Origin of the sequence: Coleofasciculus sp. E2-BRE-01 (assembly GCF_040221695.1) — a bacterium.
Taxonomy (GTDB): Bacteria; Cyanobacteriota; Cyanobacteriia; order Cyanobacteriales; family Coleofasciculaceae; genus Coleofasciculus.
The window spans coordinates 50,567-74,672 of the sequence record NZ_JAVKEA010000130.1; the positions used below are offsets into that span (position 1 = coordinate 50,567).

Sequence of the window (24,106 nt, forward strand, 5' to 3'; positions counted from 1 at the left end):
ATCAATTATCAATTATCAATTCCACTCCAACCCCATCCTCCTCAAATGCTCATCCACCCGACTCGATAACATCTCAACCTCAGCCACCAACTGCGGCAACGGTTCCGCATATCGCTCCTCCAACGTCTTCACCCGATTCGCCAACTGTTGCGTCACCCGCTCAATTTCCCCTGAAATCGCCGCCTCTAGGGTTTTCTGCCACTTATCATCAACCACCAACCCTTTAATCTCCTCCTCCGTTAACTTCCCATACTGAGCAAACACCGCCTTATCCAGTGACGCCTGAGCCTCCTTAACCACCCTCTTCATCTCCGCCTCTTGCTCAAACAACTCCAGACATCGCTCCAGAATCGATAACTGTTCCCCATCAACAGACAACTCCGAACCATCAATGGTTAATTGTCCATTAGCAACGATTAATTGCTTCACCTTCGTCTTCGTCACCTTCCCCCCATCCGTCTGAGCATCACTCAACGCCCCATCTTCCCCACTATGCTCCTCAATCAACCCCTCCAACTCCTGCGTCACCCCATCCAAATCCGCCTGTAACCCATCAATATACGCCTGCTTATCCGCAAAATACCGCGCCACAATCAATTCGGGGGGTATCAAATCCGCCTTATACTTCTTCTTCCCAATCAGCAAATCCGGCGTTTCCCTCAGCTTCTCCCCCTTATTCACCACCAACTCCCGCAGCACCTTCCCAACTTCCCACCCATCCTGCACCAGCACATAGACATCATCCTGCATCGTTTCCGCCCAGTAATCCATCAAAAGCTGGTAAATATCATACTTATCCAACAACTCCGCCCCAGCAAACCGCGCCAACAAATCCTCGGATAAAACCCTAATAACTTCTTTCGGTTTATCCCCAATCCCAATCCCCTTTAATCGCCCCTGATGATACTGTCGCCACTCCTGATAACGTGCCAACGTACTATCAGCAAACGCCTTAAATTCCGGATGATTCAGAATCGTCGCCTTCACCTGACTCGCTGCCACCAAACCCTGACTATAGCCCGGACGGTGACTCGGCGCAAATAAAGCACTTCGCACCTGGGGAAATACCCGCCAATACTCCCCTAACGCATCAATATCCGCCTGGGGAATCCCGCCATTCAGATGAGCGCTCAGGTCATGAATATCCTCTGGTTCGCTAGCATCAATATAACGGGGAATATTCAAGTTATAGTCATTTGCCGCAATTTCCGCCAACTCCACCCGGCGACTATAACCCGACAATTCCATTTGATGAGTAAACACATCCACAATCTTATGGATATCCTGACTGCGGAGGCGATTCTTATTCCCATCCTTAATAAACCCCTGACTCGCATCCACCATAAACACCCCCTGGCGGCTGTCGGCGTCAGCGTTATCAATCACCAGAATACAAGCGGGAATCCCTGTGCCATAAAACAAGTTTGGCGGTAAACCAATAATCCCCTTAATATACCCCTTCGTCACCAAATTCTGGCGAATCCGCGCCTCGGCATTCCCCCGAAACAGTACCCCATGGGGCAGAATCACCGCCGCTTTCCCCCTAGGTTTCAACGATTTAAGAATATGCAGCAAAAACGCATAATCCCCATTTTTATCCGGTGGCGCACCATCCTCAAACCGATTAAACTCATCCTTAATAATATTGATGCCATGACTCCACGACTTATAAGAAAAAGGCGGATTCGCCACGGCAAAATCAAAAGTTTTCAGACTCCCATCCGAATTTTTCCAATAGGGCGACGCCAATGTATTCCCCTTCCAAATCTCTGCCGTCGGATAATCATGCAAAATCATATTCATCCGCGCCAACGCCACCGTCGCGTTATCCATTTCCTGCCCATAAATCGTCAACCCATTCGGTGCTTCATCTGCCACTTTCAACAACAGCGAACCCGAACCACAGGTAGGATCATACACCGTCGCATCCTGACGAGTTTCCGGCGTAATTCCCACCACCTTCGCCAACACCCGCGACACCTCCGCCGGGGTATAAAACTGCCCCTTACTCTTCCCCGACTCCGTAGCAAAATGGCGCATCAAATACTCATAAGCATCCCCCAGTAAATCATCCCCCTCGGCACGATTCGCGCTCAAATTCAAGCCCGCAAAGATACCCACCAACTTAGAGAGGCGATCAACCATTTCCTTACCCTTGCCGAGTTTATCCTCATCATTAAAATCGGCAACATTAATCACCCCATCCAAGCCATTCTCATCGGCTAACTTTTTAATAACTTTATTAATCTTTTCGCCAATTTCCTTATCCCCTTTCAGCGCCTCCAAATCCTGAAAAGAAGCCCCATCCGGAACAATAATAATCCCATCCGGATCACCCGCATACTTATCCGAGACATACTTCAAAAACAACAACGTGAGGACATAATCCTTATACTGAGAGGCATCCATCCCCCCGCGCAATTCATCACATCCTGCCCATAACGAGCGATACAGTTCTGTCTTTTTAACTGCCATCAGAGACTCTAACTAACCTGCCATCACTGAGTAAACGATTTTGGGCGAGTGGGTGCATCGTCCAACACTTAGCTTCAAAACCCTGGATTGCCTCGATGACTCGAGCGACCAAGTTTTGCGCCGTTCCTCATTCTACCCATTTTTTCACCCCCTTGTCACCTAGGGAAGCTGGCTAGGTTTCCCGATTCAAATCAACCCCTATTTGGCTACTCTACTGGCAAATTTATTGCTCAATAAATAGTTATCTGTAAAACCCGCCCCTACACCCCCCGCTCTAAGAACTCTTCACCTTAAGTTGACACCAATGAGGTGCGTTACGCAAGCGCTTTCACACCCTACACATAGAGGCTTTGCGTAAGTCCTAAAATACTCAATCGTAAGGTGAGCCACCTCATTCTTAATGCGCTGCGTAATCACAATATTATGACCTCAAGGAATTTCTGCAACAAATAGCGAACAGCGTAAGAACACTACTCAATAATTTCATCGTATTGATTGATATCGCTGTCTCGATGCTGTTTCATGGAGAGTATAATCTCGTCTAACGGCGTTTTGTCTTGCCACTGATGGCGTTCTTTGGTGTAATCGCCTTGACCTGGGCTAAAGTATTGAATAAATCGGATAGTATCAACGACTCCCAAGGAATCGATTAAGGCTTTATATCCTTTTTTAATAACTTCATGCTGAGTATTAGTCATGGGGTTGCTCCTATTTATGAGTAACGCTCATTAGCCATTGAACGGGATTATTAACGGGGACATTGATAAGCTGAATATGTCGAATTGCTCTCTTAAATGCGCTGCATAATCAAAATATTATGACCCCAAGGTATTTCTGAAACAACTTGTTGCAGAAATTCAGGTGCTTCAGCATAGGCTTCATAAAACTGCTTAATTAACCACAAATTGCGCGGCGAGAACCCAGTTATTTGAGGAAATTCAGCCTTGAGGTCAGCCGATAGCCGTTCTACTACAGCTTTACCCCATCCTAACGCCTCTTGGCGCTCTACAATCAACTGCGCCAAAGACCAATACAACCCAATCAGTGAGCGATTAACCGCCCGTGCTGCCTCAATCCGGCTTTGCATGACCTGAGTTTTGATTTCCTGGAGAAAATCCTGATAAGCACGATCAAAAGAAGGTTTAATGGTACTCATAATTAGGGTCTGCTGAATCAGTCTTGTGGTGGAGGCAGGAGGCAGGAGGGAACAGTAGTGCGAGCGTCTCGCTCGCTATTGGGTCAGGTTTTTCACCGATCAAGGCTTAAAATTGCACTTTCTTGACTCGCTTCCACCAAATTCAGACTGTAGCCTAATAAGTCTTAAGCTGTCATGCATTTAAATTGGGTATTAGTAGCGAGCAAGATGCTCGCACTACAAGGATTTCCCCATTATTGATATTAAGGTTTAAATGCCGAACAGCTTAATTAATTTTATGGCTAAATGTCTAATCCGATCACCCTAAATTCCGGCAAATACTCCACCGTAAACTGATAGGACAACTCCTGACAAGCAAGAGAAGGCAAAGTTAGTAACCATTCCAACACACCCAACTCACCAATTTCCAGATGAGGATTAGCATCAGTCAGCCGAACTTTGAGTTGAGAATGACAACTCACCGGGAGTTGTTCCATCACCTTAACCTGTGCCTCTTGCTCCCGTGAATTTGCTACCGTTAACCGATACCCATACGTCACCGCTTCCCGCTGCTGATTCCCTATCAACTTCTTATCTATTTGTCGTTCCACCAGATACCGCTCAATTTTCAGCCCATCGTCCACGCCTAAATCGAGTTGAAACTCTTGCCCTGGGGCAATATTCGGGATTTCGCTAGTGCCAATAAACGTATTATCGCGAAAGATGGTAATCTGTCCCGGTAATAAAGTAACGCCATTCAACGGATTCGTCACCGTTGCTTTCAGGTAAGCAAAATTAAGTTGGCGCGATATCGCCACATATTCAGCACTACAGGGATAATCATCTCTGTGGAAAATGGCAACCTTATGACTCACCCCGTCACTGGGAATCGTTGCTTTACTGTCAAGGGTAAAGGTAACAATACCCTTTTGTCCCGGCTGTTCCCCCAGTTCCTTTTCGGCTCTCAACCGCTCTAACTCTTCATCTATCGACGGTTCAGGTTCTGGCGCTATCCCCGCAAAGGGCATATTCATCAATGTAGGGCGGGGTGAGGTATGCTCCTTCGGGTTGGTTGTTGTCCGATTTGCCAAAGCGCTAGACTGTTGCAAATCAATATACCAAGGCGTAATTGGCGGAATTTGTCGCCCTACCCCCGGTTGAGCGGTGGAAAGGGTAAGCGCTACACCTAACCAATCCTCACCTGTGTTTTGGGTAATTTGAGCCAGATAACTGAGTCTGGCAGTTTGCTGGCTATCTCGCCAATGGACATCATAGACGGGTTGCCAACTTGCCCCCTTAACTCTATAAGAAATCTCTAGCGCCAATTCACCCGCCCCCGGTGGTTCGAGGGTGACAATAATATTAAAGCTGTCATGAATCTGGGGAGTAGAGAGCTGCTGAAACTGCCCTCGCACCGCCTGCAACTGAGTGTTAACCTGTTTCTGCTCCTGATCCTGTTGCGCGATCGCACCCGATAAATCTTGCCACCGTTCTCCGACAAAATCCAGCAATTCCCCGATTTGAGTTAAGTTGAACGGTTCAGGGTTTTGGGATTTTGTCAAGCGTTCCAGATACTGATTACCTAAATTTTTGATAAAATTCCGCTGTAAATTCAGCAACGTCAGCATATCTTGTCCCTGACGTCTTTGATCTTCTAACTGACCAATTTCTTCAGACAGTTGGCTAACTTTGGGGTGAGTCGCTTCACGAGTAGTGGTTTGTTCCGTCCGCACCTCCAATAACCGCCCCCCTGCATGACCCGTACTCGACACCTGAACGGACTCACTCAGCAGGGTTACGGGCAAATTAGCAATCACCAGTTCCCGTTCCTCACCCGTTAGCTGTACAACCCCTCGGCGCGTGACTAGCGCCTGGTTATCATACACTGTAACGTTACAAATTTCGGTATCTACCGTCTTATTCATCCGTTCCTTTGTCCTCAAATCAAGCTCCTAACCTTAGTTCAGAGCTTGAATATAAACCCAAAAATTAAACGTCAACATCCTTGCTGTTCAAGAGATGATTTTTGACGTTTTAGCTACACCTGATTTATCCTCATTCCCAGTCGGTCAATCAGGACATTGCCTGGAAGGTGAGCCATTGCCCACTCTATCAGCCAATATCTCCTGACGAATGCTGAAAGACCTACTCTTAACCACGATTACTGTCTCTTTCCTTACTCCCAGACGTGCCATGGCACATCTAGAACATCGCGATCGCAACCGAAAACATTTCGGTCTATGAAATTCATTTTACCGATTCAGAGGTGGGATTTCCGCTAAATCCAGAATCTGGGGAATCAAATCTTCTCGCTTAATCACCATAATATGCACACCCTGACACAATTGTTTCGCGAGTTTGATTTGTTCAGCGGCAATTTTCATCCCTTCTTGCAGGGGATCGGTGGCTTCTGCCAGTCGATCAATAATTGATTCGGGAATATTAACACCGGGAACATATTTATTCAGAAATCGAGCATTTTTCGCCGATTTAATCAAAAATATCCCCGCTAAAATCGGCTTATCGGTGTCAGCCGCAATTTTATCCATAAACTTTTCCAGCCGCTGGAAATCAGCAATCAGTTGACTCTGGAAAAACTGGGCACCCGCTTCTAGTTTACGCTCAAACCGACGTTGTAATCCAGACCAACTTTTTAACTGAGGGTCAACGGCGGCTCCAGCAAATAACTCTGTCTTTCCATCGGACAATGGCTTGTCATTAGCATCGAAACCGTTATTGAGTTTACCGATTAGCTGGAGCAAACGTACTGATTCTAGATCAAAAACGGGCTTGGCGTCAGGATGATCACCGACTTTTACCGGATCGCCAGTGAGGGCAAGAATGTTACGAATGCCCAAAGCCTGCGCCCCCATCAGATCCGCCTGTAACCCCAATCGATTGCGATCGCGGCAAGCCATCTGACAGATCGGTTCTATCCCATGTTGGACTAAAATAGCGGCGGCGGCTAAAGAAGACATCCGCAACACTGCCCTAGATCCATCGGTAAGATTAACCGCATGGACACGATTCTTTAGTGGTTTTGCCAGATTAATCATCTGACTGGCGTCACCTCCCTTGGGGGGGCTAACCTCTGCCGTAATTAAGAATTCCCCTGATTTAACGGCGTCTCGGAATGAGGGTTTAGTAAGGTTTGTCATTTGTTATTCGTCATTTGTCATTCGTCATTTGTTATTCGTCATTTGTTATTCGTCATTTGTCATTTGTCATTTGTAATCCGCTCCCCCTGCTCCCCCTGCTCCCCCTGCTTCCCCTGCTTCCCCTGCTTCCCCATCTCCCAGACGCGCCATGGCACGTCTCTACAGTGGTGTAGAATAGCCCATAGCTGCCTTGACTCTGGATAGGGTTGAGAGAGCGATCGCTTCTGCTTTCTCGCGCCCTTGACGTAAGACTGACTCTAGATAGCCTTTATCGTCCATAACCGCTTGATAGTTCTGCTGAATTGGTTTGAGGGCTTCAATCGTGGCTTCACTCAACACCGTTTTGAACTGTCCCCACCCCATATCCTGACATTCGGCGGCGACGGCTTCCTGGGTTTTCCCCGACAGTAGGGTATAAAGGGTGAGCAAATTATGACACTCTGGACGTTCGGGATTGTCAAATTCTAGCCCCTTAATCGGATCAGTTTTACAGCGCTTAATTTTCTTTTGTATCTCCTCTGGAGAATCCAGTAGATTAATCCGACTCATTTCCGAGGGGTCAGATTTGGACATTTTCTTTGTGCCATCGGTGAGACTCATCACCCGCGCTCCTTCTTTGCGGATTAAGGGTTCGGGTAGTTTCAGCACGGGCTTTTTCTTGCTGCCATACTGGTCATTAATCCGAATCACAATATCACGAGTCAGTTCGATATGTTGCTTTTGGTCTTCTCCTACGGGAACTAAGTCCGCATCATACAGCAAAATATCGGCTGCCATCAGCACCGGGTAATCCAGTAAACCCGTACTAACATTTTCGCCCTGCTTTACCGCCTTTTCTTTAAACTGAATCATCCGTTCCAGCCAATTGATCGGCGTGACGCAGTTAAACAGCCAGGTAAGTTCACAGTGAGCGGGGATGTGAGATTGAACAAAGATGGTGGAATCGTTCAAATCCACGCCACAGGCTAGATATAGCGCCGCGATCGTGTAGGTATCGGCGGCTAGAGTTGCTGGATTATGGGGAACCGTAATCGCGTGTAAATCGACGACGCAAAAGAAATTTTCATACTGACTCTGGGCTTCTACCCAATTACGGATGGCTCCGAGATAGTTACCCAGGTGAAGATTTCCAGTTGGTTGAACTCCAGAGAGAACGCGCTTTTTGCCCATTGATATTGGTTAAGGATTTGTCCAGCAAAGGTGGCGAGAGTCCCAGGCTTGTACCTGCTTTCGGGTCAAGCGCTGGAGGATTCGCCGTGAAATGGTGCAGATTTTTGGCAGGAACCTGAAAAACCTTCTCCTCTAAGGGGGGTAAGGTGAGCCAGGATTTACCGAGCTACGCTAACGCCAATGAGAGAGCGATTGATAATTTTTTGATGATCTGCTCTATCAATTTTGCCATTACCTCGGTCGTTATGGCAGGAAAACGGTATTTTTTTGTTAATTGTAAAGTTTTTGCTAAAATCACTTATGAAATCTAAACGCCAAAATCGCTTGCTGTTCTCAGGTAGGACTAGATGGGCGGAGATTAAACAATTGATGATCAGTGTCTGGACGCTCAAGACGCAGCAGTTCCTCGGGGTTGGACGTAGAACTGGATTCACACCTTGAGGAAATTTCCAACTCCAGTCGTTGTGCAAATGGCAAGCACGGCTGATCATTCAATTGGTGATAACCTTCTTAAATTTTGATTGAACGGCTCATGGCTAAAATTCAATTTATTAAAGGCATTGACGAAGAAGTTGTACCTGATGTGCGCCTGACTCGCTCTCGTGATGGCAGCAATGGTACGGCAACATTTTATTTTGATAATCCCAAGGCGCTTAATGGCAACTATGGTGAAGAAATAACAGGTATATACCTGATGGACGAAGAAGGAGAGCTGGTCAGCCGAGAGGTTAAAGGCAAATTTGTCAATGGACAACCGACGGCATTAGAAGCAATTGTGATCATGAAATCGCAAGAAGAATGGGATCGTTTTATGCGTTTCATGGAGCGCTATGCTGAGGAGAATGATTTAGGATTTAGTAAGTCTTGATTCTCCCACTGCTCAAAGGATGAGTAACTCAGTGGTATTCTTGTGGGCATTGAACCTGTAGATCTCAATTCTTTGGGATCTACGGGACTTTAGTCTCAGATGCTAGCTTAGATATCCCCTGGATCAGCCTAAAGACCGCCGATATGACTCATCAGCCTCATCCCAATACAGGCTCAAGCTCGATCGCTTGTGCTGTGGTAACTGTTAGTGATACGCGATCGCCCGACTCTGATCGCAGTGGTTCCTGCATCCAGCAATTGCTGTGTGATGCAGGTCATTCGGTTGTCGCTTACGAAATTCTGAAGGATGAACCGAACCAGATTCAGACGTATCTGCAAGTCCTCGCCCAGCGTTCGGATATTCAGGCGGTTGTGGTTAACGGGGGTACAGGGATTGCGGCGCGAGATACCACCTATGATGCCTTAGCGAGTTTATTAGAGAAGACCTTACCCGGATTTGGTGAGGTCTTTCGTTGGCTCAGTTACCAAGAGATTGGCTCACGCGCGATCGCGTCACGGGCTGTCGCTGGAGTGTATCGCCGTAAGCTAGTTTTCTCCCTTCCTGGTTCTACGGGAGCGGTCACCCTCGCCATGGAGAAGCTTATTTTACCAGAGTTGATTCATCTGGTCACTCAGTTGGAGAAATAAATTTTCCCGATTAATTTTTTGGCTCAGGAGTTGACAAGCCCAAAAATGTTCGTTATATTTATTAAGGTCTGAGAAACAAGCCCCCATCGTCTAGAGGCCTAGGACACCTCCCTTTCACGGAGGCGACAGGGATTCGAATTCCCTTGGGGGTATTAAAAGATTAAAGGTAGAGGCGTTACAGGTAACGTCTCTACTATTTTTTTGTGTACTATTTTGGGCGTTGTGGCTTGGAACTGGAGTTTATACCAAATCCGCCTTTACAGCACTACGAGGTACGGAAAGGACATCAGTTAGTCCAAGAGGGAACAGGGAACAGGGAACAGTTCAGTTTAATTGTGTTCACCTACTTATCACGCCTACAATCCTGGTATCTCTGGCGTTTCCGGTGTTTCCGGGTTTTCTGGTGTTTCCGGGTTTTCTGGCGTTTCCGGCGTCTCTGGCGTTTCCGGGTTTTCTGGTGTTTCCGGTGTCTCTGGTGTCTCCGGCGTTTCCGGGTTCTCTAGCTGACTGGATATGGTTTGAAACCGCTCAGGCGAACCCAGGGAGTAATCCTCTAGGCGAAAATCCCCAAAGGGTGTCTGTTCCAAGCGCGATCGCAAGGCTTCATCGACAATCACACCAGGGGTTTTATTTTTCACGCCGATAATAATAATACTACGTTGGTACGACGTAGCATCTTGATCCGGTAAACAATCGTCTCGGTTAAATTGACCCAGATTTAAGAGGCGATAGTTGTCCACCGAGGCAACATCCCGAAATAACTTTTTCGCTAACAGTTGGATTTGCTCGGCGCGTTGAAAGGCTCGCTGTTCTTCTCCCACGGGCGTTCCTTCACAAGAAGCGGTTCCCACAGAAATAATTTCACTGGGATTTTCCATCAAACTTTGTATCCCTTCATCCTCTAAATTTGACCGTAACTCATTAATAGGGATCATCTGCTGATTATAGTTAACTTGAAACGTACTCCCCAGTTTCCATTTATATTCCCGCGACAGTACCGCCACACTAAATTCAGCCGTTCTCCCTTCACTATCGGCTCCCTCCACGTAAGGAAAATAATCCACATCTCCCTTTCGTTGCGGCGCTTGCGCTGGGGTAAATATCCAAACCCATTGAGAATTTAACCCGCCTGAACCGATAATCCCAATCCCTAAAATAACCAGTATCGCTAACACTAAAATCACCACTTGCCAGCGCCCAGAGTGGCGTTCTGGGGCGGGTTCGGATTGAGGGAGGGGAGCGACTCCCACTCTCAGAGTTTCGGTTAATGTGGAAGTTTGGTCATCTAAGGTGTCTAGGCGTTGTAAAATAGCTTGGGCAGTTGGCGGGCGATCGCGAACCTGTCGCGCCATCAACTCATCGATAAACTGCAATAGGTTTGGGGAAATCCCGGTGGTGTGATTCCGCCAGTTTAATGTATCCGTTTGAGCATCATACAACTGGCTGGGATGATGTCCGGTTAACAAAAAGACGAAAGTACGTCCCAAGGCAAAGAAATCCGATTGTCTTACCGCTTCCCCATTGATTTGTTCGGGGGCGGTATACCCGGATGAAATAACGGCTGTAATCCCACCACCAGCGCCTACTTTAGCTAGATAGGTGCGGGTGACTTCTCTGGCTGTACCAAAATCAATTAACACCAACTGCCCATCAGGGCGAAGCATAATATTAGAGGGTTTAATATCCCGATGCAGGTACTGCTGATCATGAATAAGCTGTAGAATAATTGCAAGCTGTTTTAACCACGCGATCGCTTGCGCTTCAGAAATGGGGCGATTGTGCTGTTGTTCTAACCACTGCTCTAAGGTGGGTCCGTCTATCTTTTCCATCACCAAGCAGTGCAACCCCAAACTATTGCGCGTCTGATAGAGGAAAGAACTATCTACTTGCGGAATCCCCGGATGATTCAGGCGCCCTAATACCACCGCCTCTTGTTCAAACAGTTCCACCGCCTTAGCGTCTTGGTTGAGATGATCCTTGAGAACTTTTAGGATTTTCGGTGTACTTCCTTCGTAGACTTCGTAGATATTGCCAAAGCCACTCTTATCACTAATCAGACGCATCACCCGATAACGCCCATTCAGCAGCAACTCTGAGCCACAGCTTTGACAGAAGCGCTGATGCTCATTCTCTGAGGCGTCGGGTTTTGGGCAGGTGGGGTTAATGCAAAGGGGCATAGGTGGCGATAGAATAGCGACAGTCTCCCTATCTAACTATAAATGAATCGGGTTAAACCCCCCTCACCGTTTACCGCTCGACAGCCAGGGGAACCCGCCGTCACCTCTCTCACATCACCCATTCGTAGCAGCTCACAGCCTACCATTGGTGTAGGGGTTCTTTCATTGCCGTGTCCTCACTTTCATCTACCCCTTGTTAAAATTCAATAATCGACATCTACATAAATAGAGAGCTATGAATCAACGACCTGGGGAAGTAATTGCTATCTCTATTGCTTGTATCTACTTGAGTATTTATTGGCTAATAGTTTGGTTTAGTCTACTCCTATTACAAACATGGGGCAATATAGAGATGGAGATACTTGTCGATTCGCCATTACATTTTATAGGACAACTTATTTTTCGCATATTACCCGTTACTGCTGGATTATCAACGATAATTGTTTGTAGTTTTTTTAATTTAAATACCTGGTCATGGTTCGCAATGTTTTTGCTTCAAATTATCTATATTGCTTTTGCATTTTTCACGATGTCAATTGGCTTTGGTTTAATCATAATTATCAGCATTTTTGTCCCGGTTATAATTTTGATTTTACTGAATAAATCAAGTGTGAAAGAAGCATTTAAATTTTAGTATTTTATACTAGAAAAATCTAGCTTTTCTAGTATAACAAAAATTTCCAATAATCAAATTTGATATTGCCCGTAATTGGACACCAAAAGCGTTGCGATTTATAAGTAGGTAGGCACAATAAAAGTTAATGAAGCAGATCATCATTTGTCCTTAATGATGAAAGTCTTGTAGTGCGAGCATCTTGCTCGCTACTAATACCCAATTTAAATGCATGACAGCTTACTTCGATACTAGCAATATTAGCAACTTACCCAGCCACGCGATCGCACAATCCTCTATAGTGGTGTAACCCATCATCGTGAGTCAGTCTCCGGGCTTGGTAGAAACAGAAGTATCGTTTCCCTCAATTGTGCGATCGCGCTACTATGTATGGATAGCCTTACACCCAGATCTTGCAAAGGAAATCGCGACACCAAACTTACCTTGCGCCTGCTTGACAAGGAAAGAGAAAAAACTCGGGGTGTGGAAACCCCCGCAGACGGGTTTTGTTTGTGTAGCTGCGGTTTTAACCGCCCAATTAACTATTATGTCTAATCGCTATCATGTCTAATCGCGCCGAAACCATAGCCAAAATTATAGAACAACGCCAACCCTTAGTTCAGAGCATCGCTGATGTCGAGGAACATCTGAGAAATCTGACCAACTTGCTCCGCTCCCTAGATCAACGGCGTCATATCTTAAAGGATAAACTAGACCAACCCGAAGTGTGCGATCGCCTTACCCAAATCGACTTTTCCCCATTGCGCTTACAGATTAGCACGCAACTGGAGCAACTGCATCAACTTCGCGATCGCTTCTCCCGCCCTACCTTAAATATTGGCGTCGTTGGACTCATGGGTCAAGGAAAAAGTACCTTCCTCCAGAGTATCAGTGGACTCAGCGATGATGAAATTCCCGCCCTCCGAGGCGGTGCTTGTACCGCTGTTCGCAGCACGATTTATCATCAACCCGGAGAACCCTACGCCGAGGTAACCGTTCATTCTGAACAGACTTTTTTACAAGAAGTCATTCAGCCCTATTATCAGGAATTAGAATTAGATCATCCTCCCAATACCATAGATGAATTTGCCGGAACTTTGCCAGAATTTTCGGGAACAGATGCGACCAAAAAGTCGATGTATGAACATCTCAAAGAAGATTATCATAAACACTTACCCATGTACAGACATTTACTCCTGTCTGGCGCACCCCGAAAACTTCCCCCCATTCCCAAAGAACGAATTCATGAATATGTCGCCCAACGCCGCTTTCCCCAAGGCGAATTAATTACCTTTGACCATTTAGCCGTTCGCGAAGTAAAAATATTCTGTCCCTTCAAAAATTCTGATGTCGGTAAAATCGCTTTAGTCGATGTACCGGGTTTAGGAGATACTCGTTTAGGCGATGAGAAACTCATCCTAGAAACCATCGGACAAGAGGTGGATTTAGTGATTTTTATTCGCCGTCCCGATAGACTCCGCTATGGCTGGGAAAAACGGGATACAGACTTATACAACACCGCAGCTGAGGCATTAAACAATCTAGAGAATCACTCATTTATGATTCTCAACCATGTCACCGGAACCGATGACAACATGGAAGCCTGTCAGAAACATCAAACCAGTATTCATGATAAACATATTGATGTCATCCGCTGCAAAATTGCCGATTGCTCCAATCCAGAGGAAACCAATGCCATTCTCGATTTAGTTCTCAACTATCTGGTAAATAACATCACCTACTTAGATGAGCAACATGCCCGCGTTTACCAGAAAAAACTTAAAGAACTGCAAATCTTGCTGAATGCGGAACTAGAGAAAGCCCGTCTTGTTTGGTCAGGTGGCTTAATTGTTGATGATATCAATGAACAAGGCAAATTTTTGCGGTTATTCAATAAACTCTGGGCAAATCTAACCCGGGGACTGGAAGAACTATTAGATCAGCTCGACATAGCCAAGGATCGCGATGAACAAGATATCTTTAAACAACAGGTTGAAGCAATTATCCAAACCTGCAAAAGCGATACAGGTATACCCACCGAGGAACCCCTCAACGAAATCATTGCCCGACGGTTTGAAGAAGGGGATTGGCAAACCACTTATGCCAAATATCTCCATGAAATCCGCAATCATCTCACCCGACATTTCCACGCTATGGACATGGGACTAAAAGAGTATGTGGAACAGGCAAAATCTCAAGTTACGGAGGTACTGGTAAATCAAGGAAATTTCGGAGAAATTACCCCAGCCAGAGGCTCAGAGTTTCTTAAATCTATGGCAGAAATCATTCCTGATAATTTAGTTCGGCTCAAGCACGCCTTCCAAACCCTCTCGAATTTTGAAATGTCCTATAAAGCTAACTTTCACTATCGGATTCGTCCTCATTTAGATAATCTCAATCCCGATAAAACTAATCTGCGCTTATCAGCATCAAATGCCATGGAGTCGCGAGATATTAAGGCACAGGAAATCCTCACCTACTTAGAAACCTTACAAGAAGAAGCCGTGTTTAAATGTCAACATGCCTTAGAGAATTTTTACGGTGAACCGGGTCAAGCTGCCTTTGCTGAAGTAGAAGAGTTTGTTGATCAGATTTTGCGAGCTAAAGATGTGAAAAATGAATGGCAAATCTTTCTTTTCCAAGAAAAAGCTCAGGTTTGGTCGAAGGAATTTGGCGATAATCAAGAAGGGGATGATCGTCAACAATGGTTATCATTAGTAGATCAGGCAATAGCCGCTAACTCCCTCAAACAACTTCAGTTTTTGAATTGATTTAGACTTGGCGCGAGCAATTCGCTCGTAGTCAGCGCTTTAGCGCTTCCGGGTGGCGATTCAAAAAAAGCAATCCGCTTTCATAAGAACTGGATTTCAGCGACTGCCCCTACATCCTACATAAGATACACAGACTTGTTCTAGAATTATATTAAAATTAAGGGCGGGTTTTGTATAAAAATTAAGACAAGAATCAATAGTAATCCCTAAACCCGCCCCTACAGACGTGTCATGGCGCGTCTCTACCCAAAGGATGGAGAAAGATGCCTAAAGAACTCAATATAACCATGCTAGGTGCCAGTGGAGTTGGTAAAACCACATTATTAACCTCAATGTATGAACAATTTGAAGCAACCAGTCGTCAAGCCAATCTACACTTAAAACCCGATATCGAAACAGCAGCAATTCTGGAACGGTATCTGGCTCAACTCAAAAGTTTAACCTACGAATTTAAAGCCGATGAACGCACCAAAGGAATTCGCGGCACCCTAGCCGTCGCTGGACCCGAATCCTTACCCTCTTACCGTTTTGATTTAGGCTTAAATGACAAAAAAGATGACCTGCGGCTTCAGTTTCGAGATTATCCCGGCGGCTACATTTTACCCAGTGATGTGGCGGGGAGGCGATTTGTGCAGAAGATGTTGCGGGAATGTGCAGCAGTTATCGTGGCAATTGATACGCCAGCGCTGATGGAACTGAATGGCAGATGGCATGAGGTGAGAAATAAGCCTGATGAGATTATGACATTGTTTAAGACAGCGTACCAAAAGTTGGACGAACCCAAGTTAGTCATTTTGGCACCAGTCAAATGTGAAACCTATATGCAAGATGAAGTATCTGCCCAAAATCTGATCAAACAAATTCAAGAAAAATATGCACCATTACTGGAATTTTTTCAAGAGCCAAGACGAGCCGATAAAATTGCCGTGGTGACAACTCCAGTGCAAACGGTTGGTTGTGTGGTGTTCTTGAAAATCGAGGTTGAAAATCTAAACCAACCCCGATTTTATTTTCGCAAGACGAGTTTTGATGCCAAATATAGTCCCCAAGATAGCGAACAGTTGCTGCGGTATTTATTGCGATTTTTGTTGAAAGTCTATATTCAAAATCGAAATTGGTCAATGTTTAACGTCGTGCGGGAATTGTTCAACCCTGATGCTCAACTCAAGCAAGCGGTAGAGCAGTTTGCTCAAGGATGCAAAACAAACGGAGGATTTGCTGTTCTCCAAGGCAAATCACTATTAACACTGTAATATTCGTCATTTGTCTATATAAATCAAAACTATTTTACAAATAGGGATTAACTGATGGATATCTATATCCAGAGTCGCGGCTTTGAACAAGATTATGACTACCGTTGGCTACAAATTGGTAACGATGGGTCAATTCAACCCAAATTGCCACCCATCGGATTAACGATACCCAGTTTAATCGATCGCGAAACACCAACGGTTGTGTTAGAACGATTAGTGGATAACCAGTTGCTGCTGCTACTGACAGGGCTTGAACCCAAAGGACGAGTCGATTTTCTAGACCGCCAAATCCGCATCGCCATGGCTTGGGTGGGTGCAACGGCTGACGAACCCCTGCTGCGAAGTTTAGCCGCATCTGCATTAATTGACGAAGAGTATCACCCCCTAGTCGAACAACTCAATCAAGCGGTATGCTTAGGGGGTAACTATGGCTTTCAGGTGTCATTACCGGAGATGCAGCGATTGGTTACGGTGGTACGAAATCCCCAGCAACTGTCCAATCAACCGCCGACTCTCACCCCAAAAATTGCACGAAATATCGCGAGGCTGAGACATGAATTAGCCGAAGAACTACGCACCTGTCATTTACCGCCAACTCCCGGTATTCTCATCGTCGTCACTGGGATTAAAAAGCCCGAAGCGCTGCAAGAGGCTGGTGTGTGGCGCAGTTTATCGTTATTGGTAGAGGGCGAGAGTTGGCAAGAGTTCTCACCTCAACCCGGGTTTTTACCCGCTAATTTCCAGGAAGGAATCCGCTCCAAGAATCCCCTTATCTGGCTGATGGTGTTGATATCGATTCTCTCCTATTGGTTAGCATCCCTGGTGAAATTACTCTCTAGCCAAAAAGATACCTAGTCGGGGCGGGTTGAGTTGCATCTTGGTGAGATAAGAAACGATAGTAGTGAAACCCACCCCTACACACAAATGGGTGGGGCACAAGGCTTCATCCGTTTGGTGTATCATCAGCGCTTGAGAACCGCTATACATATAAGCTATATGTGATATCTAGAACACACTTAACAATTCTTAATTAAATCAATGGTGATCAACCTGCGGACTGTAGGGACTTTAGATGTCTATTTATAACTGGGTGGCAAAAACCATTAAACTATTGATATCGGGTCTCTCGGCAAAATGCCCCAACAAAACAAGGGCTACGACGCCGAGCGCTCCACCTATTGTGCATCAAGCAACGATTATTGAAACCCACAATCAGGGTGTTATTCAAAAAGGGGACTCTATGCCAAGTAAAAAGCTTTTTAACCGAGATGTTTTCATGCTCATCGACCAAAGTGGGTCAATGGTGAGAAGAGATCCAGAATTTAATAATAATATTCGCTGGAAAGTTCTACCGGAAGTCATTGAAGGACACGTCTATCGCATTCTCAATGAAACCAGTCTGGATGGGGACAAGGTTTGTGAGGAGATTGCCTTAACCTTTTTTAGTCCCAATCGCCCTTGTGACAAAATAATCTACATTGAAGATACCGTTCAGGTTCCTAGTGTCTTTGATGAAAATCAACCTGATAGTAGTACGTTTATAACGCCAACCCTTGAGCAAGTGATTAATCAATGGTTTGCTAATCGTGAAGCGAATCGGGAAGCGTTTATTGTTATTTACACCGATGGTCAGTTTGATGACCGAGATAAGTTTTTGAACTTAATTCAGACCACCAGTGCCAGATTGAAAAGTCAGGATGAACTGAAAATTGTGATTATCGGCTTTGGGAGTGAACTGAATCCCAAGTTTTATCTGGAACTGGATAAAAATGTCAGAGGGTTCACAGATTCTAAGGGATTGGATTGCAATATTGTAGTTTTTGACTTGTTAAGTAAAATGCCCAATATTATCGAGCTACTGAACCGTCAGCTTGAAAATCCAGCCGCAGGTTTACCGATGTGGGCTAAGGAGCAATATCCTGATTTGTTTACTTGAAAATCAGCCCTCACTCCCAGCCTCTTTCTATTTCCCCCTTGCCCATTTTTGAATCTCCCTCTTCCCAATTAGATCCCCCTTCCGTCCCCCTTTAAAAGGGGGAGACCAGATGTTGCTTCGCTTTTGTTCCATGGGGAAGCCAAAGGATGTTTCGCTTTTTGTTCCATGGGGAAGCCAAAGGATGCTTCGTTTTTGGTTCCATGGGGGTGGGAGAGGGGAGCCGAAGCTTTGTCAGATGAACCTAATAAGTTAATCGGAATTTCTGGTTGCTTCTAAGAGGTAAGAAAAGTAAAACTGGGTACTGGTCATTCCTGTGCGTTGAATGGAAAAGCCGTTACGCTCCAATATTTTGATAATATCGGCTTTGCGGTGTAGGTAAGCACGAGTGGTTTTAGAAGGACCGGGAAACAATTCGCCAATTTTCTTGAGCAAACTGTATACAATGTTTTTGGGAGCAAAGCTAAGAATTAAGCGTGACTCCGCTAGAGAAGCAAGATGGGAGATCATCTGATCAGCTTTATCTTGGGGATAATGAATCAGCACATCCAGACAAATAACCGTGTGATAGTTACCACTCAAGTCTTCCAAATCCTGTACGGCAAAGCTAAGATTGTCAGAATTCGCCAAGCTAGCGCCAGCTTTTTCTTTGGCTTCACCGACCATTTTTTCTGAGATATCACTGGCAAAGACTTTCGCACCTGCTTCAGCTAGGGGAATGCTGAGACTTCCCACACCGCAGCCAGCGTCACAGATGGATAACTCGCCTAGATTGCCATCAGCCTTGAGCCAGCTTAGAACAGTATCGACGGTTTGCTGGTGTCCATTACGGATATCCAGTTGGACTTTATTTACCTCGCCCTCGCCGTAAATCCGCCGCCAACGGTCAAATCCAGTGGCGTTGAAATAGTCTTTAACTACGGTTTTATCATCAACGGTATTCATAGAGTCAGGTTGGATGGAGGAGTTAGGACGATTAATTACTTTACCATGAGCTAGGGGGGTTACTGCCATCATGTCTTTATCAAGAATCATCAGCCAGAGGGCAAAAGGCAGAGAACTTACAGAAAATGATGAGATGTTTGATTAACGTAATGTTCTCATAAAATGGAAATAGAATGTTTGGATAGTTGATGTATTGTGAGAGAACGTGCCACGTAAAATCATGGGTGAAGTTAAAGCAAAAGTCAAGCTCACCAATCCAACGGATGACGAATTAGTACGGCGAGGACAACTAACGGCTGATCAGGTTCGTGTATACGAAACAGAAGCTGTGATTGATACAGGTGCAGTCTGTTCAGTGCTTCCTATTCATGTCGTGCAGTGTCTTGGTTTAACCATTCGCGCTCAACGAGTAGCCGGTTATGCTGATGGACGAACAGAAGCTGTAGGCGTAGTTGGAGTTCTAATTGATTGGCAAGGACGTGATACATTGGAGGATGCGTTAGTTTTGGGTGATGAGGTGCTGATTGGTCAAACTGTATTAGAGAAATTAGATTTGTTGGTCGATTGTCAAAATCAGCGATTGATCCCCAATCCAGCTCATCCTGATCAACCTGTTAATAAGGTGAGACATCTCAATTATATATGAGTTCTCCCTTCTTTAAGGAATAACAAATAACGTAGCTTGCTTCGTTTCGGGAAGCGAGTATGACCAATGATTAATGACAAATCATCCATTGAATTGGAAACGCTGCCAACTCAATTTTGATCTGTCCTCATGCCAATGCCATCGCAACAAATTGGCAGGTTGTCCTACTCCAATCCCAGGTAAACCGATCGCATGTCGAGGAGACTCCGTTGCTAGGGCGATCGCACTCTCGATTTCACACAGTCCCCACTCTACCAAATTCTGGACTCCCACCAATAGCGGTAAAGTGGTTCCCGCTAATGTGCCATCCGCTAATCGTGCCGTACCCTGTTTCACCTCAATCTGACGCTCATCCCAGGGATAAATCCCATCGCCTAATCCTAACGGCGCCAACGCATCACTCACCAGAAACAATCCCGCTTCATACCTACTCGCTTGCAGTAGAATCTGTAACATTGTCTGACAAACATGTTGTCCATCGGCAATCACCCCACAGCGCACTTGAGGATGAGTGATGGCGGTACCCAATAATCCGGGTTGGCGATGGTGTAATCCCGGCATCGCATTAAAAGCGTGAGTCACCATTGAAGCACCTAAGGCAAAGGCTTCCTCCGCTTCAGCCGCCGTTGCTTGGGAATGACCTAAACTCACGGTAATTCCTAAAGAACGCAAATAACTAATCGCCTCACCTGTCTCGTCTAACTCCGGCGCTAGCGTCATCACTTTAACCAGTTTGCCATAATCCCCCAAAACTTGCTTGACATTTTCTAAATTTAATGGTAGTAAATATTCCTGAGGATGCGCTCCTCGCTTCTGAGGATGTAGAAAAGGTCCTTCTAAATGCACCCCCAAGATTTGCGCCATTCCCGCCTGATAGGAAGCGGTGGTTAAAAAATCAGCAATCACCGCCAGCGATTGTTGAATTTTCTCAATCGAGGTGGTTACCAAGGTGGGTAAAAATCCATCAATCCCCTGATTCCCCAAAAATTGGCAAATTTGTTGTAATTTCTGGCTATCCCCCAGCGTTAAATCCGGAAACGCCAAACCCAGCGCCCCATTAATCTGTAAATCGACCCCTGCTAAGGAGAGCCAATCGCCTGTAATATCGAGTGTATGGGAATCGGGGGCGATATCCGTCATGGGTGCGATCGCGGAAATTTTTCCCTCCCCATCAACCCTTACCTGTTGCAACCCTTGATAACCTGGCACTCGTGCATTAATAATAATCATTTGTCCTTTACCATTAATCCTGCATCATTGTCTGATACATCTTTGATCAATAATCAGGGAACAGAGATAAAAAATTCCGAGAGTTGTGTAGGGGCGGGTTTGACTATTATCGTTTCTGCTCTCACCCAGATGAAACTAAACCCGCCCCGACCGAGTTTTGACTCTTTTAGCAATGACGAATGACAAATGACAAATAACAAACCCCAAATTGGTATTATCATGGGCAGCGATTCCGACTTGCCCACGATGCAGGGTGCGATCGCAATTTGTGAAGAATTCGAGGTTTCCTGTGAAGTCGCGATCGTTTCCGCGCACCGAACTCCCCAACGTATGGTAGACTACGCCCAAACTGCTCATCAGCGTGGACTCAAGGTGATTATCGCCGGAGCGGGAGGGGCGGCTCATTTACCCGGTATGGTGGCGTCTCTGACACCATTACCCGTCATCGGCGTTCCTGTTTCCACTCGCCATTTACAAGGGGTAGATTCCCTCTACTCGATTGTACAGATGCCAGGTGGAATCCCTGTCGCAACGGTAGCCATTGGCAATGCTAAAAATGCCGGGTTGTTAGCCGTACAGATTTTGGCATCCCAACAACCTGAGTTACTCGAACGAGTGCAGCAGTACCGCCAGACTTTAACGCAATCCGTCATGGATAAGCAAGCGGCGCTAGAAGAGTTGGGATATCAGCAATATTTATCACAAATGTCGTAGATTAAGTTTTGACCCTTCACAGGCAGGGTGTGGGGTATGGGGTGTGGGGTGTGGGGCTTCTCGGTAAGGAACACAAAAGTATTAAAGTATCACCTCTGAAGCCTTTCTCTGAAAAGATTAGCGATAACAATCAAAACTTAACACCAAAGAAATTTTTCTTAATTAATTAAGAGGTTATTTGAGAGACCTAAATTCTTAGGCTTACTTAAATCTTAATCATTGTCAAATCAATAGGCTTAGGCAAAATCAAAAGGGCGGTTCGCTCTCGCGTAAAAAACCGCCAACTCAGGCTACCAAACTGGTGGCGGGTTGACCCAAGTCTTGATGACAGAAGCTCTTAGCTAGGGGGCTACCGCAATATATTTTAAGGACTCACGCCAAAAACAGTATATTTTGTTACAGAAATATCCAGCCAGAAAATTGAAGATTTGAGAATTTCCTAAAGATAATGAACCCAGTTATTGAGAAGAATTGAGGCTCTTGACTATCTGGCAACTTATTTGTAGGGTTTTGTCTAACGTAGACACGCCAACTTCCAAAACTCCCGATTCCTTAATCAGGCAGCACTATTTAAAAGCTGGCAGTAAACCGAAGAAAATAGGCGAGGAGTTATGTCATACTCAGATACTTACCCCCTCTTCTACGTCATACTTCCAATGACTTTATTTACCGCTTCTTAGCTCAATGTTAGGATGTGTTCCACCAGAAATACAGGAAAGAGAGCGAAATGATGTCTAGACGAACGTTCGAGAAAACTTCCGACCGAAAAAAGTCTCCCCCAAAAACTAGACAAGTTGATTTACCAGGATATTCCCAATTCTTCTGGGATTCTCCCTATTTTGACCCCTTAAAAACCATAGCCAAATCTTTTTCTCCGTACTGGCTAGCTTGTATTCCGCTAACGGCGATTATTGTCGTGGTTTGGAATACGGCAGCCGTGGCTCAAACTGAGGCGGTTGACGCCGATGCTGTTGCCCAACTTCAGGGAACGTTAAACGCGATCTGGGTTTTGATTGCTGCGATTCTGGTGATCTTCATGAATGCCGGATTCGGGATGTTGGAAACCGGATTCTGTCGTCAGAAAAATGCGGTTAACATTCTCTCCAAAAACCTGATTGTCTTTGCCCTAGCAACCATTGCATTTTGGGCAATTGGGTTTTCCTTCATGTTCGGTGCAGGAACTGGATTTATTGGTTTAGGTGGATTTTTCTTAACTAGCACCGATCCGGGTACTTATGGACTCGATCCATTTCCTACCGGGTTACCGATCTCCGTGTTTTTCCTGTTCCAAGCTGCCTTCGCCGGAACTGCTGCCACCATTGTTTCGGGTGCGGTTGCTGAACGGATTAGGTTTATTGACTTTCTCGTTTTCAGTCTTTTGTTGACGGGAATCTCCTATCCGATTACCGGACACTGGGTCTGGGGTGGTGGTTGGCTAGGAGGAATGGGCTTTTCCGACTTTGCTGGCTCAACCGTGGTTCACTCGGTTGGTGGTTGGGCGGCGTTGATGGGAGCTGCCTTTCTCGGACCCCGTGAAGGAAAATATAGAGACGGTCAGATCAATGCAATTCCCGGTCACAATATGAGTATTGCCACACTGGGATGCTTAATTCTGTGGATCGGCTGGTTTGGTTTTAACCCTGGTTCTCAACTCGCTGCCGATGCCGAAGTTCCCTACATCGCAGTAACCACAAACCTCGCCGCTGCTGCTGGAGGTATTGCCGCCACCATTACCTCTTGGTTAAAAGATGGTAAACCTGACCTGTCGATGATTATTAACGGCATCTTAGCTGGCTTAGTGGCGATTACCGCCCCCTGTAATGCCGTTTCCTATCTATCAGCCGTCATAATTGGTCTGATTGCAGGAATTATCGTGGTTTTTGCGGTTTCTTTCTTTGACAATATCCATATCGATGACCCCGTGGGTGCGATTTCTGTCCACTTAGTTAACGGGATCTGGGGCACCATTGCTGTTGGTATCTTCACCTTCGCTGAAAATGATGCGGGTCAACGACTCGGCTTGATTTATGGGGGAGGACTCGGTCAACTGGGTGTTCAACTCCTGGGTATCCTCTGTGTTGGCGGTTTCACCGTCGCATTTAGCTCCATTGTTTGGCTAGCCCTGAAAGCGACTTTGGGACTACGAGTACAAGCCGAAGAAGAAATCCATGGCTTGGATATTAGCGAACATGGAATGGAAGCCTACAGTGGATTTGTCAAGGAATCCGATGTGTTGACCAGTAGCTCGTTTGGTAGCGTCAGTGGTAGTACAGCTGACATTCCTCGCGGCTCAGAAGTTTAACGGGAGCGCTTCTGGTTAGACGGAAGCTAGTTAATTCGCCAATAACATCCTGTAGGGGCAATTCATGAA

Annotated in this window: 18 protein-coding genes and 1 tRNA gene; 10 read left to right on the top strand and 9 right to left on the bottom strand. The window is 45.7% G+C overall.

Going from position 1 to position 24,106, the window contains the following annotated elements; all coding sequences use genetic code 11:
- Positions 1 to 15: 15 nt before the first annotated feature.
- The 6 genes from RIG66_RS15775 to trpS all read right to left on the bottom strand — a co-directional run bounded on the left by RIG66_RS15775 (position 16) and on the right by trpS (position 7,938).
- Complete coding sequence (locus RIG66_RS15775) at positions 16 to 2,475, bottom strand: type I restriction-modification system subunit M (protein ID WP_446379574.1); 2,460 nt, start codon at positions 2,473 to 2,475, stop codon at positions 16 to 18.
- A 470-nt stretch (positions 2,476 to 2,945) separates the two neighbouring features.
- Complete coding sequence (locus tag RIG66_RS15780) at positions 2,946 to 3,173, bottom strand: hypothetical protein (protein WP_446379576.1); 228 nt, start codon at positions 3,171 to 3,173, stop codon at positions 2,946 to 2,948.
- Between the two features lie 92 nt (positions 3,174 to 3,265).
- A complete protein-coding gene (locus RIG66_RS15785; RefSeq protein ID WP_446379578.1) occupies positions 3,266 to 3,631 on the bottom strand; it encodes a DUF1016 N-terminal domain-containing protein in 366 nt (121 codons plus the stop codon).
- 281 nt (positions 3,632 to 3,912) lie between these two features.
- Complete coding sequence (locus RIG66_RS15790) at positions 3,913 to 5,535, bottom strand: mucoidy inhibitor MuiA family protein (RefSeq protein ID WP_446379580.1); 1,623 nt, start codon at positions 5,533 to 5,535, stop codon at positions 3,913 to 3,915.
- Between the two features lie 327 nt (positions 5,536 to 5,862).
- Positions 5,863 to 6,768, bottom strand: a complete 906-nt coding sequence (locus RIG66_RS15795) for a methylenetetrahydrofolate reductase (RefSeq protein ID WP_446379582.1) — start codon at positions 6,766 to 6,768, stop codon at positions 5,863 to 5,865.
- A gap of 159 nt (positions 6,769 to 6,927) precedes the next feature.
- Positions 6,928 to 7,938 (bottom strand): tryptophan--tRNA ligase, encoded by a 1,011-nt coding sequence (trpS, locus tag RIG66_RS15800; RefSeq protein WP_446379584.1) that lies wholly within the window; start codon positions 7,936 to 7,938, stop codon positions 6,928 to 6,930.
- A 532-nt stretch (positions 7,939 to 8,470) separates the two neighbouring features.
- On the opposite strand from trpS, the gene psb28 reads away from it, so the two are divergent.
- From psb28 to RIG66_RS15815, 3 genes are all read left to right on the top strand, one after another.
- Positions 8,471 to 8,806, top strand: a complete 336-nt coding sequence (gene psb28 / locus RIG66_RS15805; protein WP_446379586.1) for a photosystem II reaction center protein Psb28 — start codon at positions 8,471 to 8,473, stop codon at positions 8,804 to 8,806.
- A gap of 143 nt (positions 8,807 to 8,949) precedes the next feature.
- Complete coding sequence (locus RIG66_RS15810) at positions 8,950 to 9,453, top strand: MogA/MoaB family molybdenum cofactor biosynthesis protein (RefSeq protein ID WP_446379588.1); 504 nt, start codon at positions 8,950 to 8,952, stop codon at positions 9,451 to 9,453.
- Between the two features lie 79 nt (positions 9,454 to 9,532).
- A tRNA-Glu gene (locus tag RIG66_RS15815) sits at positions 9,533 to 9,605 on the top strand.
- 204 nt (positions 9,606 to 9,809) lie between these two features.
- Here the strand turns inward: RIG66_RS15815 and RIG66_RS15820 are convergent.
- Positions 9,810 to 11,630 (bottom strand): serine/threonine protein kinase, encoded by a 1,821-nt coding sequence (locus RIG66_RS15820; RefSeq protein WP_446379590.1) that lies wholly within the window; start codon positions 11,628 to 11,630, stop codon positions 9,810 to 9,812.
- Between the two features lie 1,176 nt (positions 11,631 to 12,806).
- Between RIG66_RS15820 and RIG66_RS15825 the strand changes: the two genes are divergently transcribed.
- The 4 genes from RIG66_RS15825 (at position 12,807) to RIG66_RS15840 (ending at position 18,203) form a co-directional block, all read left to right on the top strand.
- Positions 12,807 to 15,014 carry a dynamin family protein gene (locus tag RIG66_RS15825; protein WP_446379592.1) on the top strand — a complete coding sequence of 736 codons (2,208 nt, stop codon included), beginning with the start codon at positions 12,807 to 12,809 and terminating at the stop codon, positions 15,012 to 15,014.
- A 263-nt stretch (positions 15,015 to 15,277) separates the two neighbouring features.
- Complete coding sequence (locus tag RIG66_RS15830) at positions 15,278 to 16,267, top strand: hypothetical protein (protein ID WP_446379594.1); 990 nt, start codon at positions 15,278 to 15,280, stop codon at positions 16,265 to 16,267.
- 54 nt (positions 16,268 to 16,321) lie between these two features.
- Positions 16,322 to 17,122: a hypothetical protein gene (locus RIG66_RS15835; RefSeq protein WP_446379596.1), complete on the top strand. Its 801-nt coding sequence runs from the start codon at positions 16,322 to 16,324 to the stop codon at positions 17,120 to 17,122.
- Positions 17,123 to 17,339: 217 nt separating this feature from the next.
- Positions 17,340 to 18,203, top strand: coding sequence for a VWA domain-containing protein (locus tag RIG66_RS15840; protein ID WP_446379598.1), 864 nt, complete (start codon positions 17,340 to 17,342; stop codon positions 18,201 to 18,203).
- 249 nt (positions 18,204 to 18,452) lie between these two features.
- On the opposite strand, the gene bchM is transcribed toward RIG66_RS15840, so the two are convergent.
- On the bottom strand, positions 18,453 to 19,145 hold the full coding sequence (gene bchM, locus RIG66_RS15845) for a magnesium protoporphyrin IX methyltransferase (protein ID WP_446379653.1): 693 nt from the start codon (positions 19,143 to 19,145) through the stop codon (positions 18,453 to 18,455).
- A 205-nt stretch (positions 19,146 to 19,350) separates the two neighbouring features.
- On the opposite strand from bchM, the gene RIG66_RS15850 reads away from it, so the two are divergent.
- Positions 19,351 to 19,791 carry a clan AA aspartic protease gene (locus RIG66_RS15850; protein ID WP_446379600.1) on the top strand — a complete coding sequence of 147 codons (441 nt, stop codon included), beginning with the start codon at positions 19,351 to 19,353 and terminating at the stop codon, positions 19,789 to 19,791.
- 81 nt (positions 19,792 to 19,872) lie between these two features.
- Here the strand turns inward: RIG66_RS15850 and nagA are convergent, their stop codons facing one another.
- Complete coding sequence (gene nagA / locus RIG66_RS15855; RefSeq protein ID WP_446379602.1) at positions 19,873 to 21,021, bottom strand: N-acetylglucosamine-6-phosphate deacetylase; 1,149 nt, start codon at positions 21,019 to 21,021, stop codon at positions 19,873 to 19,875.
- Between the two features lie 186 nt (positions 21,022 to 21,207).
- Between nagA and purE the strand changes: the two genes are divergently transcribed.
- Positions 21,208 to 21,735 carry a 5-(carboxyamino)imidazole ribonucleotide mutase gene (gene purE, locus RIG66_RS15860; protein WP_446379604.1) on the top strand — a complete coding sequence of 176 codons (528 nt, stop codon included), beginning with the start codon at positions 21,208 to 21,210 and terminating at the stop codon, positions 21,733 to 21,735.
- Positions 21,736 to 22,462: 727 nt separating this feature from the next.
- Positions 22,463 to 24,037, top strand: a complete 1,575-nt coding sequence (locus RIG66_RS15865) for an ammonium transporter (protein WP_446379606.1) — start codon at positions 22,463 to 22,465, stop codon at positions 24,035 to 24,037.
- The last annotated feature ends 69 nt before the right edge of the window (positions 24,038 to 24,106 follow it).